Below are 24,217 nucleotides of genomic sequence, written 5' to 3'. Positions count from 1 at the left end.
AATGTGGGAGCGGGCTTGCTCGCGAAGGCGTCAGCCCTGCCAATACAACTTTATGAATACTGAACCTCAATCTCATCCAATTGATGATCGAAGCTCTTGAGCCGCGCAGTCCACGTATACACCAGCACTTCAAAATCCCGATTGATCACCGCCCCGCCGGTCACTTCCCCGCGTGGGTCGCAGAAGTCCAGTTGATAGCGCTCGCGGGCCATGGCAGTGGCGACATCGGACAGCTCTCGCGCATTGTTGAGCCAGTGCCACCCCTCGTCAGCCACTTGCTTGTCCAGCGCCAGGCATTGTTTTTTCAAGGTTTCGAGGCTTTTTTCCAATGGCGTGCCGGTGAGTTCCCCCATGACTTCCTGGAACGTACGCCCCGGTTGCCAGTAACTGCCCCAGAAATACCGGTCGAACACTGTTTCGACGCGACGCAAAGCCACCTTGGTGTCCCAGATCTGTACCAGGATCTTGCCTTGTTCGAGGTGTTTTTTCTTGATGCGCTGGCCCTGTAATGAAGCCCAGGCGACCACCACGATAGCCATCACGGCGATCAACGCCGCCGCGCTGTCGAGGAATATCAGCGCCGTGTCGAGCTGGTGGGCCAGCATGATGCCGTAGAAATAGGTGGCCGACAGCAAAACCAATGCTGCAATGGCGCACCAGAAACCGGGAGCGTAAGGGTTTTTCATTATTAGATCCCCATGACCAACGCAAGCCTTGATCGACGGGTTCGCCGCGCGCCCCCATCAAATCAAAGCATAGCAACGGCCTCAGGGTTTGCCGGGTTGTGACCCTTGCGTTCGTCCGCTTTCCCAGCCGCCGCCCAAAGCAAGGAACAAATCGATCTGGCTCATGGCGACTTGGGTGTTGGCCGAGGCCAGTTGCGCCCGTACGTCGGTGTAGGTGCGGGTGGCTTGCAGGTCCGCCAAAAACGACGCCCGGCCGGCCTGAAAGAAGCGGTGGGTCTGGTCTGCCGCCAGTTGTGCCGATTGCTCGGCATCTGCTAACGCATCGCGACGCTGAAGTTGCGCGGAATATTGCGCCAGGCCGGTCTGAGTTTCGCGAATGGCGTTGAGCACCACGCCATCGAAATGCGCCAGTGCGCTTTGGGTCGCGGCTTCGGCCTCGCGGATTCGCGCGCGAGAGCCATTGGACGGCACGGTCCAGCTCAGCAACGGGCCGAAGCCCCAGCGATTGGTCGCCGGTTTGCCGAGGTTCTCCAGAATACCGACCGTGCCGACGGTCGCGCCGATGCTGATGTCCGGGTACAACTCGCCGGTTGCAATGCCGATCCCGGCGGTCGCGGCCGCCAATCTGCGCTCGGCTTGCCGCACGTCGGGTCGACGCTTGAGCAGCGTGGCGCCGTCACCCACCGGCAACAACTGCGCAATTTTCGGCAGCTCGGCGCAGTCGCTGGTGCCCGCAGGCAATTGCTCGACCGGTTTGGCCAGCAGCATCGATAAGCGGAACAGTCCGGCCTGACGTGCGGCTTCATAACGCGGCAATTCGGCGCGCAAGGATTTGAATTGGGTTTGCGAGCGAGTGACCTGGGTTTCATCCCCGCGCCCGGCATCACGCAAGCGCTGGGTCAGCGTGGTGCTCTGGGCTTGCAGGTCGAGGGAATGCTGGGCGATCTCCCGCTCTTCGTTGGCCGCGCAGACCTGGGTGTAAGCCCGCACCACATCGGCCACCAGGGTAATCCGCGCGGTGTCCGCTGCCGCTTGGGTCGCATCGGCATTGGCTTTGGCCGCTTCGATGCCGCGCTGCAACGTGCCGAACAAGTCGAACTGATACGACGTGGTGATGCCGATATCGCCCACGTTGGCCACCGGCACTTTATCCGCCAGCAAGAACGCCTCGCCAGACTCCTGCAAACGCTGGGCGCCAACTTTCACGCCGCCGCTCCAACCGCCCGCCGCCTGCGCTTCGTCGACTTGAGCGCGAGCCCGCGAAAGATTCGCCGCCGCCACCCGCAAATCGGTGTTGGAGGCCATGGCCTGCTGCACCAATTGGTCCAGACGCGGATCCTGATACAACCGCCACCAATCACTGGGCACCGGTGCCGAGACGACATGTTTGCCATTCACCGCCAGATCGCCCTGAAAGTCTTCACGGTGCACGGCGGCCTCGTCCGGCAGGTGATAATCCGGCCCGACTACCTGACAGGCCGACAGCAGCAAGCCTAATCCGGCAACCGCCAAACCTGAGGCCTTACTCATTTCGCTGGCTCCCGGGTTTGCTCGTCAATGATCGACACCGTGGCCGTTCGACCGGCAATCATCCGGAAGTCCGCTGGCACCTCGTCGAAAGCGATTCGCACCGGAATACGCTGCGCAAGCCGCACCCAACTGAACGCCGGATTGACGTTGGGCAACAGATTGCTGCCACTGCTGCGGTCGCGATCTTCGATGCCGGCGACGATGCTTTCCACGTGCCCGCGCAGCCGAGCGCGGTCGCCGACCACGCGAATATCGACGCTCTGGCCGACATGAATGCCGTCCAGTTTGGTTTCTTCGAAATAACCGTCGATGTGGAACGAGTTGCTGTCCACCACCGACAATACCGGCCGCCCGGCGGTGACGAACTCCTGGGAACGCGGCGCACGGTCGTTGACGTAGCCATCCACCGGGCTGCGGATCAGCGAGCGGTCGAGGTTGAGCTGGGCGCTGTCCACCGCCACCTGCGCCTCCGTTAACGCCACTTCGGCGCGGGCCACACGGGACTGGCTTTCTTCCAGTTGCTCGGCCGGGACCAGGTTGCCGAGGCCACGGTTACGCTTGGTCTCGCGCTGGGCCTGGGCCAGGGTTTCCTGACGATCGGCGACGGCCGCTTTCGCCTGGCGCAGCGCCAGTTTGAAACGGTCCTGATCGATGCTGAACAGCACCTGGCCGCGTTTCACCCATTGGTTGTCGCGCACCTCCACTTGCTGAATCAGCCCCGAGACGTCCGGAGCGATCTGCACGATGTCGGCGCGGATGTGCCCGTCCCGGGTCCAGGGCGCGAACATGTAGTACATGACCATGCGCCAGACCACGACAACGGCGAAGGTCACGATCAACAGCGTCAGGACCACGCGGCCGAGGGTCAAAAAAGGTTTTTTCATGTCATCAGGTATCGACTGAGTGAGTCCACGGCGCCGAGCAGCAAGGCGTAGAGACCCACGTTGAACAATGCCCGGTGCCAGACCAGACGGTAAAAGTGCAGGCGCGTCAGCAACCCGTGCACCAACAGGTACAACACGTAGGTAATGCCCATCAGCACCAGCAGCGTGGGCAGGAACACCCCGCTGATATCCAGATCACCGATCATAAAGGCGCTCCATCGATGCCATGGGGAAGCGGTTCTTCAAGTTCACCCGCGCCGACAAACTCGACCCCCGGCAACAGGGCCAAACGCAGGCCGCTCAAGGCGTGCAGCAGGTGCAGACGGGTTTCATCATCACCCGCACCGCCAAGGGCGCGACGGGTGCGATCGAGGGTCATCAGTAACGGGCTCGGTGCTGGCAAGCGTTCGTCGGCGTTGAGACAGGCCTTGAAGTACTCGCCGACTTCGGCCACCACCTGGCGCAGCAGCGCTTGCGGCGCACCAGGCACTCGCGGCGAATAGGCGAGCAGGTCCAGCAGATTCAGGGCCACGCGCACTTCTCGCAGCGCGATGCCGGTGTCCTGGCCGGTCATGGCCAGGCGCGGCAAATGCTGCATCAGGCGATCGAGCATCTGCACGCCCATGTGCCGGTGTTCGGCCAGCGTGGCCGGCTCGGTCAGGCCGACGATGTCGCGCCAGCTGAAACGGGTCAGGCGCTTGGCCGCCAGTTCCGCACCGAATGGCCGCGCAATCAGGGTCCAGACAAACGCGAACAGCAAGCCCACGGGGCCGGCCAGGTTAGAGTTGGCGAAGCTGAGGAAATCCGCGTCGTAAGCACCCTGAATACTGATGAAAGACGAGGTATTGACGAGGGTCAGCAGCATGCCCAGGTAGAACTGCGGCTTTACCGTCAGGGTGCCGATGCAGATAAAGGGTACGGCGAACGCCAGCACCAGCATCGGGAAATCATGCAGGTTGGGCAGGATCAGAAACAGATAAAGGCTGGCGAACAACACCGACATCGCGGTCCAGAAAAAGAACCGGTAGATCTGCGGCGCCGGGTCGTCCATCGAAGCGAAAAAACTGCACGCCACCGCCGCCAGAATCACTGCGCTGCCGCCGTCGGTCCAGCCGAGCAGAATCCACAGCACCGAGGCGACGATGATGGCGGTGACCGTGGAAGCCGCCGAATAGAGCATCAACCCACGGTCGAGAAACGGCGACAGCCGACCAAGGCGCCAGTGCCGATACACCGCGCGCCAACTGTCCTGGCTCTCGCACTGAATGGCGTATTGCAGACTGCGGCAGTCTTGCCACACATCGATCCATTCGCCGAGGCGATACAAGGCATTGGAGAACAACAACTGCTTGCGATCGTCCAGCACCTCGGCACTCGGTTGCAGCGCTTCGAGCCGGTTTTTCAGGGCCTGCCAGCGCTCGAGGTCCGCGTCTTTCTGGTCTAGCCATTCGGTGGTCGCGGTCAGCAGTGGCGCGAACTTATCCACAAGCTCCGGTGTGCGCCGCTCAAGGGCATAGAGCGCGTCGTCGAGGGCATCGATCACCGGCAACAGATGGATCATTCGTCCGCGCAGTTCCTTGGTGTTGCGCACTGTCTGCGGCCGCGCGCCCTCGTGAGGCAACTGACCGATCATCAATTCCAGGCTGTTGAAGTTCGCCACCATCGATGAACGCAGGGCGCTGACTTCCTCCGGCTGCACGTTGCGACTGAGGAAGCGCAGACTGTAGGTCGAGGCATCGGCGAACCATTTATTCACCGAATCGTTGAACACCGGCGCCAGCCGCCGCGGCCAGAACATGGCGCCGACCACCGCCGCGCAGGCGATGCCGAGAAAGATCTCTTCGGTGCGCGCCTCGGCCACGTCCCACACCGCCAGCGGGTTATCCACCACCGGCAGGGCGATCAGCGGCAAGGTGTAACCGGCGAGCATCAAGGCGTAGCTGTTGGCAGTGCGCAAGTGCAAGGACAGGAACAACAGAATCCCGGTCCACAGCGCGATGACCACCACCAGCACATAAGGGCTCTGGACGAACATCGGCACGAAAAAAACCGCCGCCGCCGCACCGAGCAAAGTGCCAACGGCGCGGTACAACGCCTTGGAACTGGTGGGGCCGACGAACGGGCTGGAAACGATGTACACCGTGGCCATCGCCCAATACGGACGGGGCATTTGCATGAGCATGGCGATGTACAGCGCAATCATCGATGCCGCGAACGTGCGCACACCGTAGAACCAGTCCCGCGCCGGGGGCACGCCGGTGAAAAAACCGTTCAAGGGTAGGCCACCGCTGAATGATTGGCCGCTTCGAAAGCTTTCAGTACCCGCAGCGCCGCTTCCAGATCACTCGGGGCGATCCCATCGAGCACTTCATGGCGCAAACGCACCAGCTCGATTTCGACCGCCTGCACCAGTTCGCGACCGGTCGCGGTCAGGCTCAGGCATTTGGCGCGTCGGTCATGGGGGTCTTCGGTACGGCAAACGTAACCGGCATGACACAGCTGATCCAGCAAACGCACCAGAGAAGGACTCTCCATCCCCGCCGCCTGCGCGACCGTCACCTGTCGCACACCCTCGCCCAAACGCCCGATCATCAACAACGGCACGGCGCAGGCTTCGGAGATTCCATAGTTGGCCAGCGTGGTCTGGCAAATCTTCCGCCAGTGCCTGGCGGCTACCACCATGGAGCTGCTGATGTTCATCTGGAGAGCGGCGAGGGTCTTTGGCACGAGGGGATGCACATACTGTTAGTTTGCTAACTATCAATATGGCATTCGGGGGGAATGTTGGTCAAGTTTTGAAACAATTTACCGCCGTCTGTCGTGACAAGCACTGCTTGAACCAAAGAAAGTAGTGAAGATGTATATACTTCGTCAGTACATATTCCGAGGACTTGGACATGTCAAAACAAGCCGTTTTTACGATGAAACTCGAACTCGAATTGCGTGAACAGTTCATGGCCGAAGCAGAAGCTTCTCATCGTCCTGCCTCTCAAATCGTCAGGGAAATGATGCGTCAATTCGTTCAAACCCAACGAGAATCGCGCGAGTACGAAGCATTCCTGCAACGTAAGGTCGACAAGGCCCGAGTGTCCATGCGCGCTGGGGATGGCCTGACAAATGAAGAAGTTGAAGCAGAATTCACTGCCAGGCGAGTGCGAGCAGCTATACAAGAATGAAAATAATCTGGACGCCAACAGCAGCACAGGATCGTGCAGACATTTGGGATTACCTGCATGCCGTCAACCCGCAAGCCGCCATCGACATGGACAACCGCTTCAAAGACGCGATATCCCGCATTGCCCAATACCCTGAAAGCGGCCCTGTCGGAATCATCACAGGTACCCGCGAGTTAATTCCACATCAGAGCTATCGCGTCGTTTATGAATTGGGGCCAGATGCGATCTGGATACTCGCTCTAGCGCATACATCCCGACAGTGGCCACCAGAAAGATGATTGTTACACCCCCCGCCCCTTCCTCAGCAGCACATCCAGCTGATCCACAACCTCCGCCCAATCCGCATCATCCAGAATCTCCTCACGCAGCAACTCTGCCTGGCTCTCGTTCCAGAAGAATGCGTCCGCCAGGTGCAGTTCGGGTTTGAGCGGTGAATGGGTAGCGATGAATTTATCGATGCTTTCGGCGTCATCAGGCAGGCCGAGTTGTTTGAAGAGCGATGGGAGGCTGTGGGTAGGGGATTCCATGTTTGGCTCCTTCGTAATTGCGTATTGGATGGGTGACCGTGGCGCGGCTATTCGCGGGCAAGCCTCGCTCCCACAGGGTTTTCGCAATTCCCGTAGGAACGAGGCTTGCCCGCGATGACAGCGGTTATGTCGACGCTATGCCGACAGACTCAACTCGCACACCTCGGCATGCGGCACCATTTTCAGAAATTCCGGCACGCTCATGTGTACCAGATTGTTGTGGTTGCCGGCTTCCAGGTAGATGTCTTTCTGCCGGGTCAGCTGTGGGTCGATGACCATATCCATCCCGTAGGATTCGCCCAGTGCAGGCACGGCGCCGCGTTCGCAATCGTCGAACAGGTGCGGCAGGTTGCTTTCACGGGTGACTTGCCATTCGCTGCTGCCACGTACTTTGCTCAGGTCCAGGTGACGACTGGCGGGCAGCACAGCCATCAAGTAGTGGCCATGACGGTCATCGAGAATCACCGATTTGGCGACCCGTTCGGCAGGGATGCCCGCGAGCCGAGCCGTTTCAAGGCTGCTGGCCGAGTGCGGGTGAGAAACGATGTCATATTCGCAGTGAGCCTTATCGAGGCTGTTCTGCACGGTTTTTGCCATTCGCATGATGCACCTCGGTGTCCGTAGCAATGCATCGCGGACGATAGTTAACTTTTTGTCTTCCTTAAAAGTCTAGGCCCGCCGAGGGGATCCGGCGGGAAATCCGCCCGTCGGACACTGTCGACAACTGGTCAAAATTCATACAAGTGCAGGCTCAACTAGACTTGTATACAGAGTCATGAACGGCTCGCGGACGGATGACTCTCCCGGAGGGTCAAGTGAACATTCGTTGCTGTGCAATTGCGCTGCTGTTGGCCTTGAGTGGATCGGTTTTCGCAGCGGACACCCTCGTCCTGCTGGTTCCCAACCCTATCGGGATCTGGCTGATCACGTTCGGCATTGCATTTCTGATCGCCGAGGCGGCCTTGCCCAATTACGGCGTGGTCGGTCTGGGCGGCATTGTGATGTTCGTGATCGGCGCGGTGATTCTGACCAATACCGAGGTCCCTGTTCCCTTGATGATCGGCCTGGGGTTGATCAGTGCCTTGCTGCTGATTTTCCTGCTGATCCACGCCTTGAAAACCCGACCGCGCCGCAACGTCAGCGGCGATGACGAATTACTCGGCAGCGTGACGCCGGTAACGTCGTTGCAGGCTGGCGATGCGTATATCGGCTGGGTCCATCTGCAAGGCGAGCAATGGCAGGTATTGAGCGAAACACCGCTGCAACCGGGACAACAAGTCCGGGTGGTGGCACGCAAGGGTCTACTGCTGGAAGTGGCTGCGGCTGACGCGGCGCCCGCAATGAACAATGATGGCGGAGAATAGTCATGGGCCTGCAACTGGGTTTTGCCGCGCTGCTGTTATTGCTGATTGCACTGGCGGGGTCGACTTTCCGCATCCTGCGTGAATATGAACGCGGCGTGGTGTTCCAGCTCGGACGTTTCTGGCAGGTCAAGGGTCCTGGGCTGATTCTGCTGATTCCGGTGGTCCAGCAAATGGTTCGCGTCGACCTGCGTACCGTGGTGCTCGACATACCGCCGCAAGACGTGATCACCCGCGACAACGTCTCGGTCAAGGTCAATGCGGTGCTGTATTTCCGCGTGCTCGACCCGCAACGGGCGATCATTCAGGTCGAAGACTTTCTCATGGCCACCAGCCAACTGGCGCAGACCACGTTGCGGGCGGTGCTCGGTAAACATGAACTCGATGAATTGCTGGCAGAACGGGAACGGTTGAACGTCGATATCCAGCAAGTACTCGATGCGCAGACCGATGCCTGGGGCATCAAGGTGGCCAACGTCGAGATCAAGCACGTGGACCTCAACGAATCGATGATTCGCGCCATCGCCAGGCAGGCCGAAGCGGAACGCGAACGCCGGGCCAAGGTGATCCACGCCGAAGGCGAATTGCAGGCCTCGGAAAAACTCATGCAGGCTGCTGAAATGCTCGGCCGCCAACCGGGTGCGATGCAGTTGCGTTACATGCAGACGCTGAGTTCGATTGCCGGGGACAAGAGTTCGACCATCGTCTTTCCGCTACCGATCGAGTTGCTCAAGGGGATGGCGGATTTGTCGTCGAAGCCTTGATGCACTGATGACCTGTGGCGAGGAAGCTTGCTCCCGCTGGGTCGCGTAGTGGCCCTAAAACCTGCGACTGCTTCGCAGCCGAGCGGGAGCAAGCTCCCTCGCCACAAAAGCCATTCCAATCATATTTTGCGCAATTGCTCCAAAGCCTCATAAGGCTCTAGCGCCCATTGTTGTATGCGTTCGTTAAGAAGCACCGAGGCTTCACGACGCTTGCCATCGCTGTCACCTACAAACACCTGCGACGGCTGTTGGCATGTTGCCCCACCGCCGTAAACACCTGCCTGCGCTGCTCGATATCCAACGCAAAGAACGCTGTCAACCGCCCCGCCATGGCCTGCGGCAGTTCGCTGTAGTTCACCGCCAAGCCGCCAAACGCCCGGCATTGCGCCAATCCCGATGCCAGCAACCGCCCCAATCGTCGGGCGGTGTAATCCTCACGGCTGCTGAACGGAAATTTCTCATCCAACACGCTCGCCCCGATCATCCCCGGCACCATGTGCATGCCCGGGCGACGCAGATGCGAGACGGGCAACGGCGTTGCCGGCAAGTTCAACGGCGCCGATGCTGCAGCGGCCACCCCGGACGTGACGATCAAACTGGAAGGTAATAATTGGTCCAACGCCAGCATCAACTCGTTGATTGCCGGCAGTGATCCGACCATCAAGGTCGATCACAACAACAGCTGATCAGCAGGCTGACGGCCGCCGAAACCGGGCGGCCGTCACGTTTGCGCCCACCTCACGGGTGACGATTTCTTGCTCGCTCCGCATACTCGCTTGCGTTGGCCTATGCTGCTGACAGCACGACGCTGGTCCATTTCCGAGGGATGCTCAATGTTTTACGTGCAACGCGATGCGCAAGGTCAGTTAGTGCGCGTGGAAGCCACGGCCTACGCCGAGGCCACGGAAACGCTGCCGGCCGACCACCATGAAATCCAGGCCTGGTATGCCCACGAAGTGGTGGAGACCAGCCTCAAGCAGCTCAAGCAGAGCGACCTGGAAATGATCCGGGTACTCGACGACTTGATTCAGGTACTGACCCAAAAAGGCGTGATCCGCGTCACCGACCTGCCGCCGGCCGCGCAGGCCAAGCTGATGGACCGGACCCAGGCCCGTGAAGCGTTGGGCGGGTTGAGCCAATTGATCGATGATGATGAGACGGGGTTGATCTAACGCCCCTTCGTCGGCGCCTGCACTGGCGCCTTCGCGAGCAAGCCCGCTCCCACATGGGTTCTGTGTTGATCGCATGATTGCGGTTCGACACAAATCCAGTGTGGGAGCGGGCTTGCTCGCGAAGGCGATCTTCAACTCACTACTGCTCTAACCTGCTAAACCTCGGCTCGAGCCTGCATCTGCGGCGATTCAAGGTGATCCCACGCCCGTTCCACCAACAATTGCACGCCATCGGCCATTCGGCTGAGCGCCAAAGCTACGGATCGTCGTGAACCTTCCACATCATCCGCCAGGTCGGCGGCGATGGCGCTGATGGATAGCAAGTCTTCGGAGGCGTTGGCCAGAAGGGCTTCGGTGTCGATGTCGGGGGAGACGGTGAAGAGGTGGCCTTTGCGGGGGCTGGGGGGCGGATTCGGAGTTACTTTGAACATAAGAAATCATCCTAAACAGTAAGTTGTAGCCGTCACCGTTCGCTTGCACGCGAATGGGGTGGCGGCCGTGCGCAGGTGTGCAAGACCGGGACTGTTTAGGACACCCAGCAGATCCGAGGATCTCCTGCGCGCAGCCGCCATAAAGCAGTGAACATCGAAATGCTCATTGAGAGGAATGGCAGCACGCTACCTAAACAGTTTGGTCGGACTTGCACGTCCGTGTCACCGATTATTCAGTGACAAGGCCAGACTAGCCTTGGACTTCGGCCGGAACAAGTTTCACCAACACCGCTACAACTTGAAGGAAATCTCTAGGATCTTGCCATCAGATTTTTCCGGAGCCTGTGCTGACGTCTTCGCGAGCAAGCCCGCTCCCACAGTTAATCGGGGGTGACCGCAGGATTGTGGTACGACACAAGTCCAATGTGGGAGCGGGCTTGCTCGCGAAGACGGACTGACTGGCACCTCTGCACTAAAACCCTACTGCCAAGGCTTAGGCTCACCAAACAACTGCCCCTGAACCCCATACAACCCCATCTCACGAATCACCGCCAACTCCCCTTCGGTCTCGACCCGCTCGGCAATCAACGGTAAATCAATGCTGTGCGCCGCCCGTTGAATCGCCTCGATGAACAGACGCTTGTCGCTCTCTTGATCAATCGCCCGGATGTAACTGCCGTCGATTTTCAGATACGCCAACCCAAGCCGTGCCAGATTGCCGATCATGCTGAAGCGCCCACCAAAACGCTGCAGACTCAGCGAGAACCCAAGTTCGCGCAACCGCCGCGTCAGTTGTTCCAGCACTGCCTGCTCAGGCAATTGTGCTTCGCCGATTTCCAGGGTCAATCGTTCCCCCAGATTCGAATGCTGACGCAGAATGTCGAACACTTTGTTCAACGCCTGCGGGTCCGCCAGCGTTGCCGAAGACAAGTTCAGCGCCAGCGACTCTTCATGCTCGGCCATCTGCTCAAGCACCAGCTCCAGCATCAAACGGTCCAGCCGCGCGGTCCAGCCAAAACGCTCGAGCCACGGCAAGAAACGCCCGGCGGGAATGGTCTGGTCCTGCTCGTCGAGCAGGCGCGACAGCACTTTGTAATGCAGCACCACCTGCGTGTCGTGGCTGGCCACCACCGGCTGGAAGTACAGCTCGAAACGCTGCTGATCCAACGCCTGATCCAGCAAGGTGTGCCAGGCATGGTGGTCATCGCCAACCCGAGCCGATGCACTGTGATCGAGGCACGCCCAGCTCGATTCGCCCTGACTTTCCGCCTGGGCCAGTGCCTGGTCCGCCAACCCGATCACCGCTTGCGGCGAGTCGCCATGGGCAAACGGTGCCAGCCCGATCGAAGCCACCGAAGCCACGTCCGTGGCGCCTGTCGCGTGCAGGCTCGCCAGTGCACTGTCGAGGTTACTCGCCAGTTGCAGCGCTTCTTCGCGCACCAGCCCCGGCGCCAGCACAGCGAATTCACCGCCACGAATGCGCGTTACGAGGTTCTGGGTTTCTGGGTACTTGGCGCACTCGCGGGACAACTGCTCGCCCACCGCTTTCAACAATTCATCGGTACGCTGACCGCCCAACCGCTGGTTCAACCCGGCCAGATCCTTGACCCGCAGCAGCAACAAATAGCCGGAACTGGCCTGCTCAGGATTACTCACTCGCGCGTTCAATTGCATTTCGAAATAACGCCGGTTGGCCAGGCCGGTCAGGTTGTCCTGATAGGACTCGGCCCGCAGTTTTTCACTGCGTTCGGCCTGCTCCTGGAACAACGCCTTGAGCTTCTCGACCATCTGGTTCATCGCCTGCACCACCCGGCGCAGTTCCGGGGTGCGCGGCAGTTCCGGCAAGCTGAGGAATTCGCGGCGAGCAATGGCATGGGATTGCTTGACCATGTAATCCAGCGGCTTCAGTTGCCGGCGCAGCAACAGCGCGCCCAGCACCGCACTCACCGCGCCGCAGATCAGCAACCAACCAAGGCTGCCCAACGCGCTCTGCCACAGCTTGGCCAACGCGAACATCGGATGGCTGACCACCTCGACCCGCGCGGCCTGCTCCCAGCCACGGCTGACAAGGGCGTCGCCACCGGCCGGTTCCAGGCCGATCAGTTTGACGAACCAGTCCGGCACGTTGGTGACCGCCGGGATGCCGCTGCGCTCGACAATCGTCTTGTCGTTGGACAGATCGACCACACGGATGCTCGCGTAATAACCGCTGTCGAAGATAGAACTGACCAGCAACTCGACCATCGCCGGGTCGTCGATGTTCGGCGTCAGGGACAGCGCCAATGCCGTCGCGGCGTCTTGGGCGTGGGAGCGCAACTGGTTGACGTACTGGGTACGCGAGCTTTCCAGACTGACCATGAAGCTGCCGGTGAAGGCGACCACCAGGAACAGACAGATAGCGATCAACAGCTGTTTGAACAAAGACATCTGAGCGCGTGCTCCTAGTTAGTCGTCTCGACCGGGAAACCTTCGGCCTGCATTTTCTTCAACACATCCTGCCAGCGGGACAGGCGCTTGGTGTCTCCGACCTTCTTGTTACCCTTGGCACCCGGCAACCACAACCCTTCGGCATTGAAAGAGTAGACCGGCAGCAAATCGGTTCGCTGGCTGGCGGGCTTGATCGCGTCGATCAGGCTATCGAGCACCAAAGGCATGGCCTCGGGGCTCGAGTAGTAGGTCAGGACCATGTGCGCGCGGTTCAGGCGCAAAGCCTTGACGTAGGTGATGCGCAGCTTGTCACTGGAGACACCGAGATGGCGCAGGCTGAAATACTTGGCGATAGCGTAGTCTTCGCAGTCGCCGGCGCCTTTCCACAAGGCTTCGATCGGCGTTTCCCAATAATCGACCTCGTGCCACAGGTCGATGTCTTCTTCGTAACGCATCTGCTTGTTGAAGAAGCGGTTGACCACGTTGAGCTGTTCCAGCTCGCCAATCTGCTTCTGCGTGGCGAGCAATTGCTGCCAGGCCTCGATGCGCTGCTGCCCTTCACCCAAAGGCCCGTACAATGCCTGCGCGCGGCGGCTGATCAGCGAAAAATCCCAGTCGGCATGCAGCCCGCCCAGCATGACGCCGGCCAGCAGCAGTGCGCAGCCTAGCCAGCGCAAAGTCCGAGGGATCGCGAAACGCACCGCCAATGCGAGGCATCCAGGGTAGGCAGGTGGAAGTCGGTTGATGGTGCAGGTTAGGCCGGTAAAAGACAATGGCACGGTGAGATCACTGTCGGCACGCTAGACTTTAAGGTAATACGATCCTTTGCCCGTTTGACAACCAGTCAAGCAGTCACTAGTGTCCATTTGGATCCAAATATTTCAGCCAAACAGGGTGCGTTTGTTGTGACACAGAAGCCCAACCCTCTCAGCAGTATCAAGGTCAACGGACCGATTCCCGCCCATCTGGCACGTTCGGTGATCGAAGAAACCCTACGTGCAGCGATTCTCGACGGTCGCATTCCTTGCGGCATTGCCCTGCGTCAGCAAGACCTCGCCGACCTGTTCGGCGTCAGCCGCATGCCGGTGCGCGAAGCCTTGCGCCAGCTCGAAGCGCAATCGCTGCTCAACGTGATCGCCCATAAAGGCGCGGTGGTTGCACCGTTGGTCCAGGGCGACGCGGCAGAAACCTATGAGCTGCGGATCCTGCTGGAGTCCGAAGCCCTGCGTCGGTCGATCCCCCTGCTTGAAGCCGCCGATTTCGAACAGGCAGCGCGCTATATCGACGAGTTGGAAACGGAACACGACTACACCGAGATCGGCCGGCTCAATCGCCTGTTCCACATGGCGCTTTACAACAAGGCTCCCAACCAGCGGTTGCTGAGACTGGTCGAAGACGGGTTGAACGAAGAGGAGCGCTTCCTGCGTTTCAATCTGGAAGCCATGGGCCTGGGCAAACTGTCCCAGGAAGATCACCGAGCATTATTGCGGGCCGCCGAAGAGCGGGACGTCGAGCGCTCGGTGACGTTGCTCGAAAACCACCTCAACCGGGGTGTCGAAGTCATCACGCGCTACCTCGAAAGCTCTGAACCGCAGCGCCGGAAAACCTCGAAGTAAAAAACCGCAGCGACAGCCCCGAGCGAGCCCATTGATCGGCTCGCTTTCGCTTGCCGCGACATTGAGCTGATCCGCACCTGGATTACTCGACGAACAAATCTACTCACAAATCCTCCTTTCGTTCGCACCCCAGACCGGTCTGCAGCGATTTCATGTCTGCTCCTCAAAGCCCCCCGCACCCTCAAACCCGACAACTGCACCTGACAGATCATGCAGGGGTGATAGCGACTGCCGTGAATTACGCTCACTCTTGAGCTGCCAACGAATAATGACGGACGACGCATCGCACCCACGAAGCAGTCGACGCACCAAGAACCTACGGAAGGAGTCTTGCCACGGGAAAGGAAGAACCGGCGTCGCTCCCAGCCAACTTCCACCCCCTCAGATCACATCAACGAACCCAGTAGAAAGTTGCTTTGAGTGAGGCATTCACTCTTATTTAAATTTTGGCCTATATAAGCCGAAAGGAGCAACTACGCCAAAATAAAACTTAATACAAAAGTCTTATTGAAACTTGTCGCGCCCGAAAAAGTTAAACTTTAAATTAATTCAAAAATGACTTGCCCGACACTTTAATCGTGTATTAGTTTTTCTCCGCCGCCCATAAGCACTGGGCGTTACGTACTACTTAGTGATTACACACCTGAAAAACATCAATTCAATTGAGGCCCCTGTTCGCCAATAAAAAACTTCAAGCAACCGTCACTTATTGATCAACACCACCCTCAACGGTATTCCAGATCACTTATAGGCTCGCTCATGAAACCGACTAAAGATCGTCTCAATCAGAAGAAAGCAGAACTTAGTGCGCACCCGATCTTCTCTGAAATACATTCGTTATCGGTCCTTCAACGCTTTATGGAAACCCATGTGTTTGCGGTGTGGGATTTCATGTCGTTGACCAAGCGCCTGCAACAGGAACTGACCTGCGTTCAGCTGCCCTGGCTGCCGCCGCGAGATCCTCAGGCTGCGCGGTTGATCAACGAGATCGTGCTCGGTGAAGAGTCTGATGATCGTCCGGCTCAAGGTCACTACAGCCATTTCGAGTTGTACCTGGATGCGATGCGCGAAGTCGGTGCCAGCACGGTCGCCGTCGAACGCTTCGTCGCGCTGCAAAAAGAAGGCGTGAGCTATGACGTGGCCCTGCAAAGCGTCGACGTCGATCCGGCGGCCGCGCAGTTCGTGCGCCACACCTTGCACACCGCGATGCATGCACCGGGGCACAGTGTGGCGGCGGCGTTTCTGCATGGCCGCGAAAGTGTGATCCCGCAGATGTTTCAGCGGATTCTCGACGATTGGGGCATCGGCATCGAACAGGCGCCAACCTTCCGTTACTACCTGGAGCGGCACATCGAAGTCGACTCCGAAGACCACGGCCCGGCTGCGGAAAGACTTCTCGCCCGTCTGGTCGATGACGATCCGCAGCGTGAAGAAGACGTCTACGCCAGCGCCATCGCCGCCGTGGAAAGTCGCATCGCCCTGTGGGACGGTTTGCGCCTGAGCATGAGCGAACCGGTGGCGGAGGTGAACGCATGAACGCCGCCGACTACCAATCCTTCGCCGACGCCTGGGAGAGCCGCGCGACCATTCGCACTCGCCCCCGGCGCATGTTGGAGAACGACGACAAGCTGATCTATCCACTGAGCCGTCAGCCGCTGGTGCTGAGCGAAACCTTCCTGCGCGAATGTCCGGAACAACGGGACTTTGCCCTGGTGCAGACGCTCTACAAATTCATCAACGATGTGGTGATTTTCGAAACCGAGATCGTCGACAAGACCGCCCGCAGCATCGCCAAAAACCGCTTCAGCGTGGCGTTTCCGTTCGCCTGTCGTTACGACGCGATGACCGTGGTGGTGGACGAGGATTACCACGCCTTGGTGGCCATGGATTTCATGCAGCAAACCGTCGCCATGACCGGCATCGTGCCGATCGCACTGCCGGATGAAATCGAACTGAGCCGTGCCATTCCCGCGGCCGTGGCCCTCGCACCCGAACACCTGCGCAGCGCCGTGGAGCTGATCTGCGTGGCCATCGCCGAGAACACCGTGACCGGCGATGTCGCGGCGTTCGCCAAGGACGACACGGTCAAGCAATCGATCAAGGGCCTGATGGCCGACCACTTGCTCGACGAGGGCCGTCACTCCGGGTTCTGGGCGCGGTTGGTGCGCATCTATTGGCACACCGCAAGCGAAGACGATCGCCAGTGCATCGCGCAAATCCTCCCGGTGTTCATCGGCCATTACCTGACCAACGACATCCAGAAGTCTTTCGACTTCCGCTTGATCGACGCCTTGCAGATCAGCGACGCAGCATGCCGGGCACTCAAGAGCGAAGTGTCGGGGCTGGCCTTCCCGATCAATCGCCATCACCCGCTGGTCGCCAACATCGTGCGGTTCTTCCGCAGCAGTTCGCTGCTCGATTCACCGTGCGTGCAAAGCGCCCTGAGCGACTACCTGGTTTAACGAGGAGAACATCATGCGACGTCTCGATATTTTGCTCATTGGGCAAAGCCAGGCCCTGACCGACCTGGCGCTGGAACTCGAACAACACGGTCATTCACTGGCGCGGCTGGCGAATCTGGAAGCGCTGCCGCCAAGCACGTTTGATTTGCTGATCGACGATGCGAGCCTGCCGTTTCAGGACTTCGGCGATGCACCGCGCCTGACGCTACAGCTGGGTATCGGCGTGCCGGGCGCCTCGGGCCTGCCAGCATTGGACCTGCTGTGCGCATATAACTCGACGCAGCTAAGTCGCGTGCCAGTCGCCGAAGAACTGTCCGGTAACGGCCAGGCATTGCGCCTGCGAGCGGTGACCGATCTGGTCGATCACGTGGCGCTGCTGGTCAGCCGCTTCTCCCGGGATGCCGATTATTTCCTGCAGGCCGAACCGACGGCTTCCGCGCACTTCGAGCAAGTGGAAAGCCTGCTGTTTCTAGAGCACCTGGCCTTCGTCCATCAGCTCAACACCACGGCTGAACCATGGCTGCTTCAACTCGGCCAGATCCCAATGATCGAGCGGCTTGAACAGCGCTTCATCCAGTCTGCCGGGCGTCCGGCGCTGCATATCGCTGGCATGTCGCTGAGCTATCGGCAATTACACGCCCACAGCCGCGCTATCCAACAGCGTTTGCAACCATTGCTGGATGAACATCAGGGACCGTTGGTGGTCGGGATCTGCCTGCCAAAATGCAGCGCGTTGTATGCGGGGATTTTGGCAATCCTGGGCAGCGGCGCGGTGTACCTGCCGCTGGAGCCAAGCCATCCGTTGCAACGTCAGCAGTACATACTGGAAAACGCCGGCGCGGTGTTGTTGCTGCATGACGGAGAACACCCGCTCAGCGAGACGATGCCTGGGCTGGACATCAGCTGCATCGACATCGGCGATGTGAATCTCGATCAACCCTTGATGCGCCAACGCCCCGATCTCGATGCGCCGTGCATGGCGCTCTATACCTCGGGCACCACGGGGCACCCCAAAGGCGTGTTGCTCAGCCAGGCCAACCTCGCGCACTTCACCGCGTGGTACGCCGACTACGTGCAGCTGACCGAACAGAGTCGGGCATTGCAGTTTTCGTCGTTGAGTTTCGACTCGTCGCTGATCGATATTTTCCCGACCCTGCTTCAGGGTGCCGAGCTGATCGTGCCCAACGATGACCAACGTCGCGACCCGTTGCAACTGGTCGAGCTGATCCGTCACCAGCAGTTGAGCCACGCCTTTTTGCCACCGGCGCTGTTGAGCATCCTGCCGCTGGAACAGTTGCAGGTCCTCGATCATGTGATGACCGGAGGCGATGTTTGCGAACCCTACGTGATCGAGCAACTGACCCGCCAAGGCAACCTCTACAACCTCTACGGCCCGACCGAAGCCACGGTGCTGATCACTGCGCGGCAACTGCGTACCGGCGACAGCAACCGGACCCTCGGTGCACCGATTGCCAACAGTCAGGTGCTGATCCTCGATGAGGACTTCCAACCGGTGACCGAGCAGACTGTCGGTGAGTTGTACATCGTCGGTCCGGGGGTGTGCCTGGGTTACCTGAACAACCCGCAGCAGACTGCCGAACGTTATCTGAACCTGAGCCTGCCGAATGGCCAGAGCCTGCGCGCGTACCGCACCGGCGACATGGCCAAGTGGACCCGCGACGGTATCGAACTGTGCGGGCGGCGCGACAATCAGGTGAAGATTCGCGGCTTTCGGGTGGAGCCGGAAGAGATCGAGCGCTGCCTGCGCGACAGTCAGCTGTACCGTCAGGTGGCGGTGGTCATCGACCGTCATCGACGAATTCTGGCCTTTCTCGCGCAGCCTCAGGAAGAGCAACCCGGCGCTGCTCGCGAAGCCTTGAAAGCCCACGCGATGCAGTTTCTGCCGGACTACATGCAGCCCACCGCATGGACCGAACTGGCGAGCATGCCGTTCGCCAGCAACGGTAAGGTCGACCGCAAAGCGCTGCTGGAAATGCCCGTCAGCGTGACCGAAAACAGCCCACGGCGCTTGCCCGCCAGCGCCGATGAAGCGCTATTGCTGGAGATCTGGGCCGAGCTGCTGGAGCTGCCCGCCAGTGACATTTCTACCGATGAAAGCTTCTTCAATCTAGGTGGGCACTCGATCCTGCTGTCACGCATGTTGCTGCGTTTGCGTGAGGAGTTCGGCCGCAGTATCTCGATCAACCGTTTCATCGAACTGCCGACGATTGCGAAGCTGGCGACCTTGGTTCGTGGCTCCGGGACTGAAGAAGTGCTGAGCGAAAAAGCCCTGGCCGATGCCTTCCGCGAACTGGACATCGAGCCGTTACCAGTTAGCCGAATGGGCGATGTGCACAAGGTGATCGTCACCGGCGCCAACAGCTTTGTCGGTGTACATATCGTCGAAGCGCTACTGGCCTGGGGCGCCAGCGAAGTAGCGTGCCTGGTGCGCGATGGTGGCGGGCAATCGGCGGCGCAGCGCTTCGCTCAGGCCGTGCGGGAAAACCGTCTGGAGCATCTGGACCTGGGCCGGGTGCGGGTTTACGCGGCGGACATCACCCGCCCGCAACTGGGGCTCAGCGAAGAGGTTTACGAGCGGCTGGATCGCGAGTTCGGTGCGCTGGTGCACAACGCCGCGAACGTCAATCACGTCCTCGATTACGAGTCGTTGGCGCGGGACAACGTCGAGCCGATTTTCGAGTGCCTGCGTCTGTGTGAAGGGCGCAGCAAGAAGATCTTCAATTTCGTCTCGACGCTCTCGGCGTCCAGCACGATTTCCGACGATGGCCGGGTGCTGGAGTTGCCCGCCGCGCAGACGCCGCCGATCTACATCAAGAACGGCTACAACCTGTCGAAATGGGTCGGTGAGCGGATCCTCGAACGGGCGCGGGAGCGTGGGGTGCGGGTCAATCTTTATCGCCCCGGCAACATCAGTTTCAACAGCCTCACCGGTGTCTGCCAGCCCCACAAGAATCGCTTGATGCTGATGCTCAAGGGCTCGATCCAGCTCGGTCAGGTGCCGGAGTTCGCGCTGAATTTCGACCTGATGCCAGTGGATTTTCTCGCCCGTTTCATCGCCTTCCATGCCAGCCGTTACCACGCCGAAAAAGCCGTGTTCAACCTGCACAACCCCGAGCCCCTTAGCTGGGATTGCTACGTGGCGTCATTTCGCGAGGCCGGTCGGGAGTTCGCCATGGTCAGCGTCGCCGACTGGCAGCAGCAACTGGGCCGCGTCGACAGCGACAACGCACTGTTTGGCGTGCTGGGTTTCTACCTCAACGGCTTCGAAGAAGACATCGGCGACATCTCGATGATCGGCCATGACAACGCCCAGGCCGGCGTACGGCAAATGGGCGCGCACTACCCGGAAAAATCCCCGGCGCTGCTGCGACGCGGCTGCGACTACCTCAAAGAAATCAACTTCATCTGATTCACCCTAACCCTGCACGGAGCAAAACCATGAACACTCTGCAACCCGATACCCTGATCAAAAATCCTCACGGCTGCCACGTCATTTCTTCGGTGGAAGTACCGGCCGATGCGGCGCAAGTCTGGGCGGTGGTCGGTAACTTTGCTGGCTTCGATCAATTCATTCCGGCGCTGTCGCATATCGAGATGACGGGCGAAGGCGTGTCGTCGCTGCGCAAGAAATTCTTCAAGGACGGCAACCTGGTGGTCGAGCAACTCAACTCCCGGGACGACCAGGCGCTGAACATGACCTGGACGACGATCTACAACACCTTGGGCGTGGCCAATTTATGGGCGGCGATGAGTGTTGACTCCTTGGGTGCAGGTAAGTCGCGGGCGACCTGGACCATCATCGCCGAACCGGCCCAGGGCGGTGCCGAGGCCCTGCCGGGGTTCAAGGATTTCGTTCAGGGGTTTGCCGATGATGCGATGGGGAATGTGTTGAAGCTGTTTGTGTAAGGCTTCGGTTGAGCGGTGATTGTTACACTGCTTTCGCGAGCAAGCCCGCTCCCACAAATGACCGTGTTTTCTCAGGGAAAATGCGGCCGAATGTGGGAGCGGGCTTGCTCGCGAAGAACGATAACGCGGTCCAACTAACCAGAAATCAGATCTTGAAACTATCAACCAACTGCTTCAACCGATTGGCCTGCTGGGACAAAGCATCGCAATCCTTCAATGTTTCATTGAGGTTGGCCACGCTCTGCTGGTTCAGCAGGTTGATCTGGTTGACGTCGACGTTGAGAGTTTCCACCACGGCAGTCTGCTCTTCGGTCGCCGCCGCCACCGATTGGTTCATGCCGTCGATTTCGCCGATGCGCTGGGTCACGCTGACCAGTCGCAGGCCGGCCTGGTTCGCCACTTCGACGCTCTGTTCGCTGGACACCTGACTGGCATTCATCGTGGTCACCGCTTCGCGAGAACCGATCTGCAGCGAGCTGATCATCTTGTGGATCTCTTCCGCCGATTCCTGAGTGCGATGAGCAAGGTTACGCACCTCGTCCGCCACCACCGCAAAACCACGACCGGCCTCACCGGCACGGGCTGCTTCGATTGCCGCGTTGAGTGCCAGCAAATTGGTCTGCTGGGAGATGCCTTTGATCACATCGAGAATGTGGCCGATGTTGTCGGTACTCGCGTTCAGGGTTTCGATCTGCGTGCAGGACAGGCTGATTTTTTGCGACAGCTCAGTCATGGCCAGGATGGTTTTTTCCACCACCTGACGACCATCATCAGCCTGCTCGCTCGCGCCGCTGGCGTGTTGCGAAGCATCGGCCGCGTTGCGGGCGATTTCCTGGGTGGCGGCGCCCAATTGGTTGATCGCCGCGGCCACGCTGTTGGTGCGGGCGCTTTGTTCGTCGGAGCCGATGATCGAAGCGTTGGACGATGCCATTACCCGTTGCGACAGGTCATGCACCTGACGGGTCGCCGAGGACACTTCGCAAATCGACGCGTGAATCCGCTCCACGAACTGGTTGAAGGAACCGCCCAACTCGCCGAACTCATCTTTGCTTTCTACCATCAGACGACGGGTCAGGTCGCCCTCGCCCTGAGCGATGTCCTGCATCGCACGGCCCATCGTGGTCAGCGGACGCATCAGCACATTAATCAGCAGACTCAGCAGCACTGCAATGGCGGTCACGGCGATGAACATCGCGATCAACGCCGAGGTGCGGAACTGGCTCAGTGGTGCGTAGGCCTTGGCCTTGTCGATCGACAGACCGATGTACCACTCGGCATTCGGCAAACCACTTACCGGCGTGAACGAGAGGATGCGGTCCTGCTTGTTCAGTTCTACTTCCTGGATGCCTTTCCCGATTCGGACGCTGGAACCCGGATAGATGTCTTTCAGGTTCTTCATCACCTGATCCTTGTCCGGGCTGACGATCACCTGACCGTCGGCGCTGACGAGGAATGCGTGACCGATGCCACCGAAGTCCACCGAGTTGATGATCTTCACCAGGGTTTCCAGACTCAGGTCGCCGCCGACGACGCCCAGCAGTTCACCTTGCTTTTTCACCGGCATGGCGATGGTCACCACCAACCCGCCTACCGCAGCCATGTAGGGCGGAGTCAGCATGGTCTTGTCGGCGACCACCGCTTGTTTGTACCAGGGGCGCTGACGCGGATCGTAGCCGTCCGGCATCTTCGCGTCAGGGCGCTGGGTGAACACACCATTGGACTGCCCGACGTAGGTGAACTGGAAGTTCGAGGTGAGGGTGGGTTGATCGACCAGCCCCGGCAAATCGGCATTGGCGCCTTGATGAGCGACGTTCTGCGCGAGGTTTTCCAGGACCAGCACGCGGCCGCTCATCCAGTTCTGCACGCTGCTGGCGGTCAGCTCTCCGGCTTGCTCAACGGAAGACTCGAGGTTTTGTCGGATGGTGTTTCGCTGCAGATAGTCGTTGTACAAAGTGAACAACGCAAAAGCCAGCACCACGACGCCTGAAGCGGCCAGCAGGATTTTATGGCTGAACTTGAGATTCATTTCATGGGACTTCTTATGCAAAAAGTGGGGATGCGTTCCGGGTTTGCAACATTCCATGTAACCGCGCAGACGGCATTCTGGAGCCGCTCTACTTTGGTGCACACATGTCTCACCAATCTGTCGGCACGAGTGGGAGAAATCTTAGGGATTTCGTCAGATACCCGCTGAACGGCGTGCTAGAGCGCCCGAATAGCAGTGGTTGCTGGTGGTTGCTCGAACGGCAGTTGCAAATTTTGCGACCCTTGATGACAACAACCTGGTCCTGCCGGATAACTGGGGGTTGTTGTTAATGGGACTGGTCGCGATCGCCTGGTTGTCGATTGTTTCATTGCGCTTTGGCTGACCCTTCCACGAGGGCAACCGTTCTGGAAGAGTGGTCGACGGCCTGGAAGATCAAAGGCGGGCATGCCTACCGACTGAACTTCGATCTGCATCGGGCGGGTGGTTTGTGGCTGTGGTTATTGCCGTTGCCGATCGCTGTCAGCAGTGTCGCCATGAACCTGCCGAGCCAGGTCTTCAAGCCTGCGGTATCACTGTTTTCCCCGATTGAACCGAGCGTCTATGAGGCTCGCGGGCGCATGCCTGCCGAGGAGCTGGGAGTTACGCGGCTGAGTTATCAACAGGCTTATGAACGTGCATTGCAGGAAGGACAAAGGCTGGGGCTGACAGCTGCGATCGGAAAGTTGTATTACAGCTTTGAGTACAACTTTTATGGGGCAGGGTTTGGGCTACATGATACCGAGGCCTCTTCCATGGCACGGACGGGCGTTTACTGGGGCAGGAAATCACCGGGCAAGTGATGATCGCGTTGTTGGGTGTTTTTGCAGTACTGTCGGTGACGGGAATCTATATCTGGTGGCGCAAGTTGCTGGCTCTCAGGAGTAGCAAGGCACGTAAGAGCGGGATGTACCCCATACGGGATTGAAGTTCCTATAGCCCAGAAAGACAAAACCCCTGTCTGCATAAGCAGACAGGGGTTTCGGAATTCAATCTTGACGATGACCTACTCTCACATGGGGAAACCCCACACTACCATCGGCGATGCATCGTTTCACTGCTGAGTTCGGGATGGGATCAGGTGGTTCCAATGCTCTATGGTCGTCAAGAAATTCTGTGACCAGCCCGTTACAGCGGTAACGTGCCAGCAAAATCGGTGACTTCTACTAAAACAAAACCCCTACCTGCATACGCAGATAGGGGTTTCGGAATTCAATCTTGACGATGACCT

At 59.2% G+C, this 24,217-nt stretch carries 23 protein-coding genes, 1 rRNA gene and 2 pseudogenes; 12 read left to right on the top strand and 14 right to left on the bottom strand.

Annotation, left to right across the window (positions count from 1 at the left end; all coding sequences use genetic code 11):
• Positions 1-50 precede the first annotated feature (50 nt).
• The 6 genes from IC37_RS26095 to IC37_RS26070 all read right to left on the bottom strand — a co-directional run bounded on the left by IC37_RS26095 (position 51) and on the right by IC37_RS26070 (position 5,800).
• The gene (locus IC37_RS26095) at positions 51-686 is read right to left on the bottom strand and encodes a hypothetical protein (RefSeq protein WP_030128595.1); all 636 of its coding nucleotides are present in this window, start codon (positions 684-686) and stop codon (positions 51-53) included.
• An 81-nt stretch (positions 687-767) separates the two neighbouring features.
• A complete protein-coding gene (locus IC37_RS26090) occupies positions 768-2,216 on the bottom strand; it encodes an efflux transporter outer membrane subunit (RefSeq protein ID WP_030128596.1) in 1,449 nt (482 codons plus the stop codon).
• Positions 2,213-3,100, bottom strand: coding sequence for an HlyD family secretion protein (locus IC37_RS26085; RefSeq protein ID WP_030128597.1), 888 nt, complete (start codon positions 3,098-3,100; stop codon positions 2,213-2,215). Before IC37_RS26085 ends, IC37_RS26090 begins: the two co-directional genes overlap by 4 nt.
• Positions 3,097-3,306, bottom strand: a complete 210-nt coding sequence (locus tag IC37_RS26080; protein WP_030128598.1) for a DUF1656 domain-containing protein — start codon at positions 3,304-3,306, stop codon at positions 3,097-3,099. The genes IC37_RS26085 and IC37_RS26080 overlap by 4 nt, the downstream gene beginning before the upstream one ends.
• Complete coding sequence (locus tag IC37_RS26075) at positions 3,303-5,375, bottom strand: FUSC family protein (RefSeq protein WP_030128599.1); 2,073 nt, start codon at positions 5,373-5,375, stop codon at positions 3,303-3,305. The genes IC37_RS26080 and IC37_RS26075 overlap by 4 nt, the downstream gene beginning before the upstream one ends.
• Positions 5,372-5,800: a MarR family winged helix-turn-helix transcriptional regulator gene (locus tag IC37_RS26070; protein WP_030128600.1), complete on the bottom strand. Its 429-nt coding sequence runs from the start codon at positions 5,798-5,800 to the stop codon at positions 5,372-5,374. The genes IC37_RS26075 and IC37_RS26070 overlap by 4 nt, the downstream gene beginning before the upstream one ends.
• Before the next feature lie 197 nt (positions 5,801-5,997).
• Here IC37_RS26070 and IC37_RS26065 point away from each other — a divergent pair, with 197 nt between their 5' ends.
• Both IC37_RS26065 and IC37_RS26060 read left to right on the top strand, forming a co-directional pair.
• The gene (locus IC37_RS26065) at positions 5,998-6,276 is read left to right on the top strand and encodes a hypothetical protein (RefSeq protein ID WP_030128601.1); all 279 of its coding nucleotides are present in this window, start codon (positions 5,998-6,000) and stop codon (positions 6,274-6,276) included.
• Positions 6,273-6,554 carry a type II toxin-antitoxin system RelE/ParE family toxin gene (locus IC37_RS26060; RefSeq protein ID WP_030128602.1) on the top strand — a complete coding sequence of 94 codons (282 nt, stop codon included), beginning with the start codon at positions 6,273-6,275 and terminating at the stop codon, positions 6,552-6,554. Before IC37_RS26065 ends, IC37_RS26060 begins: the two co-directional genes overlap by 4 nt.
• Positions 6,555-6,557: 3 nt before the next feature.
• On the opposite strand, the gene IC37_RS26055 is transcribed toward IC37_RS26060, so the two are convergent.
• The gene (locus IC37_RS26055; RefSeq protein ID WP_030128603.1) at positions 6,558-6,803 is read right to left on the bottom strand and encodes a DUF2789 domain-containing protein; all 246 of its coding nucleotides are present in this window, start codon (positions 6,801-6,803) and stop codon (positions 6,558-6,560) included.
• Positions 6,804-6,938: 135 nt separating this feature from the next.
• On the bottom strand, positions 6,939-7,406 hold the full coding sequence (locus tag IC37_RS26050) for an aminoacyl-tRNA deacylase (RefSeq protein ID WP_007899556.1): 468 nt from the start codon (positions 7,404-7,406) through the stop codon (positions 6,939-6,941).
• A gap of 212 nt (positions 7,407-7,618) precedes the next feature.
• Here IC37_RS26050 and IC37_RS26045 point away from each other — a divergent pair, with 212 nt between their 5' ends.
• Both IC37_RS26045 and IC37_RS26040 read left to right on the top strand, forming a co-directional pair.
• Complete coding sequence (locus tag IC37_RS26045) at positions 7,619-8,167, top strand: NfeD family protein (RefSeq protein ID WP_030128604.1); 549 nt, start codon at positions 7,619-7,621, stop codon at positions 8,165-8,167.
• Between the two features lie 2 nt (positions 8,168-8,169).
• On the top strand, positions 8,170-8,928 hold the full coding sequence (locus tag IC37_RS26040) for a slipin family protein (protein WP_030128605.1): 759 nt from the start codon (positions 8,170-8,172) through the stop codon (positions 8,926-8,928).
• 119 nt (positions 8,929-9,047) lie between these two features.
• Here the strand turns inward: IC37_RS26040 and IC37_RS26030 are convergent.
• A pseudogene (locus tag IC37_RS26030) lies at positions 9,048-9,460 on the bottom strand (sulfotransferase family protein); the annotation flags it as partial.
• Here IC37_RS26030 and IC37_RS30140 point away from each other — a divergent pair.
• Positions 9,429-9,614, top strand: coding sequence for a hypothetical protein (locus tag IC37_RS30140; RefSeq protein ID WP_030128606.1), 186 nt, complete (start codon positions 9,429-9,431; stop codon positions 9,612-9,614). The pseudogene IC37_RS26030 and the gene IC37_RS30140 sit on opposite strands and share 32 nt — an antisense overlap.
• Positions 9,615-9,761: 147 nt before the next feature.
• Positions 9,762-10,100 carry a hypothetical protein gene (locus IC37_RS26025; RefSeq protein ID WP_019582912.1) on the top strand — a complete coding sequence of 113 codons (339 nt, stop codon included), beginning with the start codon at positions 9,762-9,764 and terminating at the stop codon, positions 10,098-10,100.
• Positions 10,101-10,255: 155 nt separating this feature from the next.
• Here IC37_RS26025 and IC37_RS26020 read toward each other — a convergent pair whose 3' ends face one another.
• The 3 genes from IC37_RS26020 to lapG form a co-directional block, all read right to left on the bottom strand.
• The gene (locus tag IC37_RS26020) at positions 10,256-10,531 is read right to left on the bottom strand and encodes a DUF6124 family protein (RefSeq protein WP_030128607.1); all 276 of its coding nucleotides are present in this window, start codon (positions 10,529-10,531) and stop codon (positions 10,256-10,258) included.
• Between the two features lie 480 nt (positions 10,532-11,011).
• Positions 11,012-12,958 carry a cyclic di-GMP receptor LapD gene (gene lapD, locus IC37_RS26015; protein ID WP_030128608.1) on the bottom strand — a complete coding sequence of 649 codons (1,947 nt, stop codon included), beginning with the start codon at positions 12,956-12,958 and terminating at the stop codon, positions 11,012-11,014.
• 14 nt (positions 12,959-12,972) lie between these two features.
• Positions 12,973-13,665 carry a cysteine protease LapG gene (gene lapG / locus IC37_RS26010; protein WP_030128609.1) on the bottom strand — a complete coding sequence of 231 codons (693 nt, stop codon included), beginning with the start codon at positions 13,663-13,665 and terminating at the stop codon, positions 12,973-12,975.
• A 198-nt stretch (positions 13,666-13,863) separates the two neighbouring features.
• Between lapG and IC37_RS26005 the strand changes: the two genes are divergently transcribed.
• The 5 genes from IC37_RS26005 to IC37_RS25985 all read left to right on the top strand — a co-directional run bounded on the left by IC37_RS26005 (position 13,864) and on the right by IC37_RS25985 (position 20,963).
• Positions 13,864-14,574: a GntR family transcriptional regulator gene (locus IC37_RS26005; RefSeq protein ID WP_030128610.1), complete on the top strand. Its 711-nt coding sequence runs from the start codon at positions 13,864-13,866 to the stop codon at positions 14,572-14,574.
• A 759-nt stretch (positions 14,575-15,333) separates the two neighbouring features.
• Complete coding sequence (locus IC37_RS26000; RefSeq protein ID WP_030128611.1) at positions 15,334-16,110, top strand: DUF3050 domain-containing protein; 777 nt, start codon at positions 15,334-15,336, stop codon at positions 16,108-16,110.
• Positions 16,107-17,036 carry a diiron oxygenase gene (locus IC37_RS25995; RefSeq protein ID WP_030128612.1) on the top strand — a complete coding sequence of 310 codons (930 nt, stop codon included), beginning with the start codon at positions 16,107-16,109 and terminating at the stop codon, positions 17,034-17,036. Before IC37_RS26000 ends, IC37_RS25995 begins: the two co-directional genes overlap by 4 nt.
• 13 nt (positions 17,037-17,049) lie before the next feature.
• Positions 17,050-20,466 (top strand): non-ribosomal peptide synthetase, encoded by a 3,417-nt coding sequence (locus tag IC37_RS25990; RefSeq protein ID WP_030128613.1) that lies wholly within the window; start codon positions 17,050-17,052, stop codon positions 20,464-20,466.
• Positions 20,467-20,495: 29 nt separating this feature from the next.
• Entirely contained in the window at positions 20,496-20,963 is a 468-nt protein-coding gene (locus IC37_RS25985; protein WP_030128614.1) for an SRPBCC family protein, read from the top strand.
• Positions 20,964-21,108: 145 nt separating this feature from the next.
• Here IC37_RS25985 and IC37_RS25980 read toward each other — a convergent pair whose 3' ends face one another.
• Complete coding sequence (locus tag IC37_RS25980) at positions 21,109-22,989, bottom strand: methyl-accepting chemotaxis protein (protein WP_030128615.1); 1,881 nt, start codon at positions 22,987-22,989, stop codon at positions 21,109-21,111.
• A gap of 253 nt (positions 22,990-23,242) precedes the next feature.
• Between IC37_RS25980 and IC37_RS25975 the strand changes: the two are divergent.
• Positions 23,243-23,914 (top strand): annotated as a pseudogene (locus IC37_RS25975) (PepSY domain-containing protein); the annotation flags it as partial.
• Between the two features lie 65 nt (positions 23,915-23,979).
• On the opposite strand, the gene rrf reads toward IC37_RS25975, so the two are convergent.
• Positions 23,980-24,095: ribosomal RNA gene (gene rrf / locus IC37_RS25970) — 5S ribosomal RNA — on the bottom strand.
• Positions 24,096-24,217 lie beyond the last annotated feature (122 nt).

The organism is Pseudomonas sp. QTF5 (assembly GCF_000512695.2).
GTDB lineage: Bacteria > Pseudomonadota > Gammaproteobacteria > Pseudomonadales > Pseudomonadaceae > Aquipseudomonas.
Note: the sequence above shows the minus strand (reverse complement) of the source record. Positions and strands in the feature narration are given on the sequence as shown.

Coding starts and splice junctions, on each gene's coding strand:
- IC37_RS26095 (WP_030128595.1), bottom strand. CDS start 686: ATGAAAAACCCTTACGCTCCCGGTTTCTGGTGCGCCATTGCAGCATTG.
- IC37_RS26090 (WP_030128596.1), bottom strand. CDS start 2,216: ATGAGTAAGGCCTCAGGTTTGGCGGTTGCCGGATTAGGCTTGCTGCTG.
- IC37_RS26085 (WP_030128597.1), bottom strand. CDS start 3,100: ATGAAAAAACCTTTTTTGACCCTCGGCCGCGTGGTCCTGACGCTGTTG.
- IC37_RS26080 (WP_030128598.1), bottom strand. CDS start 3,306: ATGATCGGTGATCTGGATATCAGCGGGGTGTTCCTGCCCACGCTGCTG.
- IC37_RS26070 (WP_030128600.1), bottom strand. CDS start 5,800: ATGAACATCAGCAGCTCCATGGTGGTAGCCGCCAGGCACTGGCGGAAG.
- IC37_RS26065 (WP_030128601.1), top strand. CDS start 5,998: ATGTCAAAACAAGCCGTTTTTACGATGAAACTCGAACTCGAATTGCGT.
- IC37_RS26060 (WP_030128602.1), top strand. CDS start 6,273: ATGAAAATAATCTGGACGCCAACAGCAGCACAGGATCGTGCAGACATT.
- IC37_RS26055 (WP_030128603.1), bottom strand. CDS start 6,803: ATGGAATCCCCTACCCACAGCCTCCCATCGCTCTTCAAACAACTCGGC.
- IC37_RS26050 (WP_007899556.1), bottom strand. CDS start 7,406: ATGCGAATGGCAAAAACCGTGCAGAACAGCCTCGATAAGGCTCACTGC.
- IC37_RS26040 (WP_030128605.1), top strand. CDS start 8,170: ATGGGCCTGCAACTGGGTTTTGCCGCGCTGCTGTTATTGCTGATTGCA.
- IC37_RS30140 (WP_030128606.1), top strand. CDS start 9,429: ATGCCCGGGCGACGCAGATGCGAGACGGGCAACGGCGTTGCCGGCAAG.
- IC37_RS26025 (WP_019582912.1), top strand. CDS start 9,762: ATGTTTTACGTGCAACGCGATGCGCAAGGTCAGTTAGTGCGCGTGGAA.
- IC37_RS26020 (WP_030128607.1), bottom strand. CDS start 10,531: ATGTTCAAAGTAACTCCGAATCCGCCCCCCAGCCCCCGCAAAGGCCAC.
- lapD (WP_030128608.1), bottom strand. CDS start 12,958: ATGTCTTTGTTCAAACAGCTGTTGATCGCTATCTGTCTGTTCCTGGTG.
- IC37_RS26000 (WP_030128611.1), top strand. CDS start 15,334: ATGAAACCGACTAAAGATCGTCTCAATCAGAAGAAAGCAGAACTTAGT.
- IC37_RS25995 (WP_030128612.1), top strand. CDS start 16,107: ATGAACGCCGCCGACTACCAATCCTTCGCCGACGCCTGGGAGAGCCGC.
- IC37_RS25990 (WP_030128613.1), top strand. CDS start 17,050: ATGCGACGTCTCGATATTTTGCTCATTGGGCAAAGCCAGGCCCTGACC.
- IC37_RS25985 (WP_030128614.1), top strand. CDS start 20,496: ATGAACACTCTGCAACCCGATACCCTGATCAAAAATCCTCACGGCTGC.
- IC37_RS25980 (WP_030128615.1), bottom strand. CDS start 22,989: ATGAATCTCAAGTTCAGCCATAAAATCCTGCTGGCCGCTTCAGGCGTC.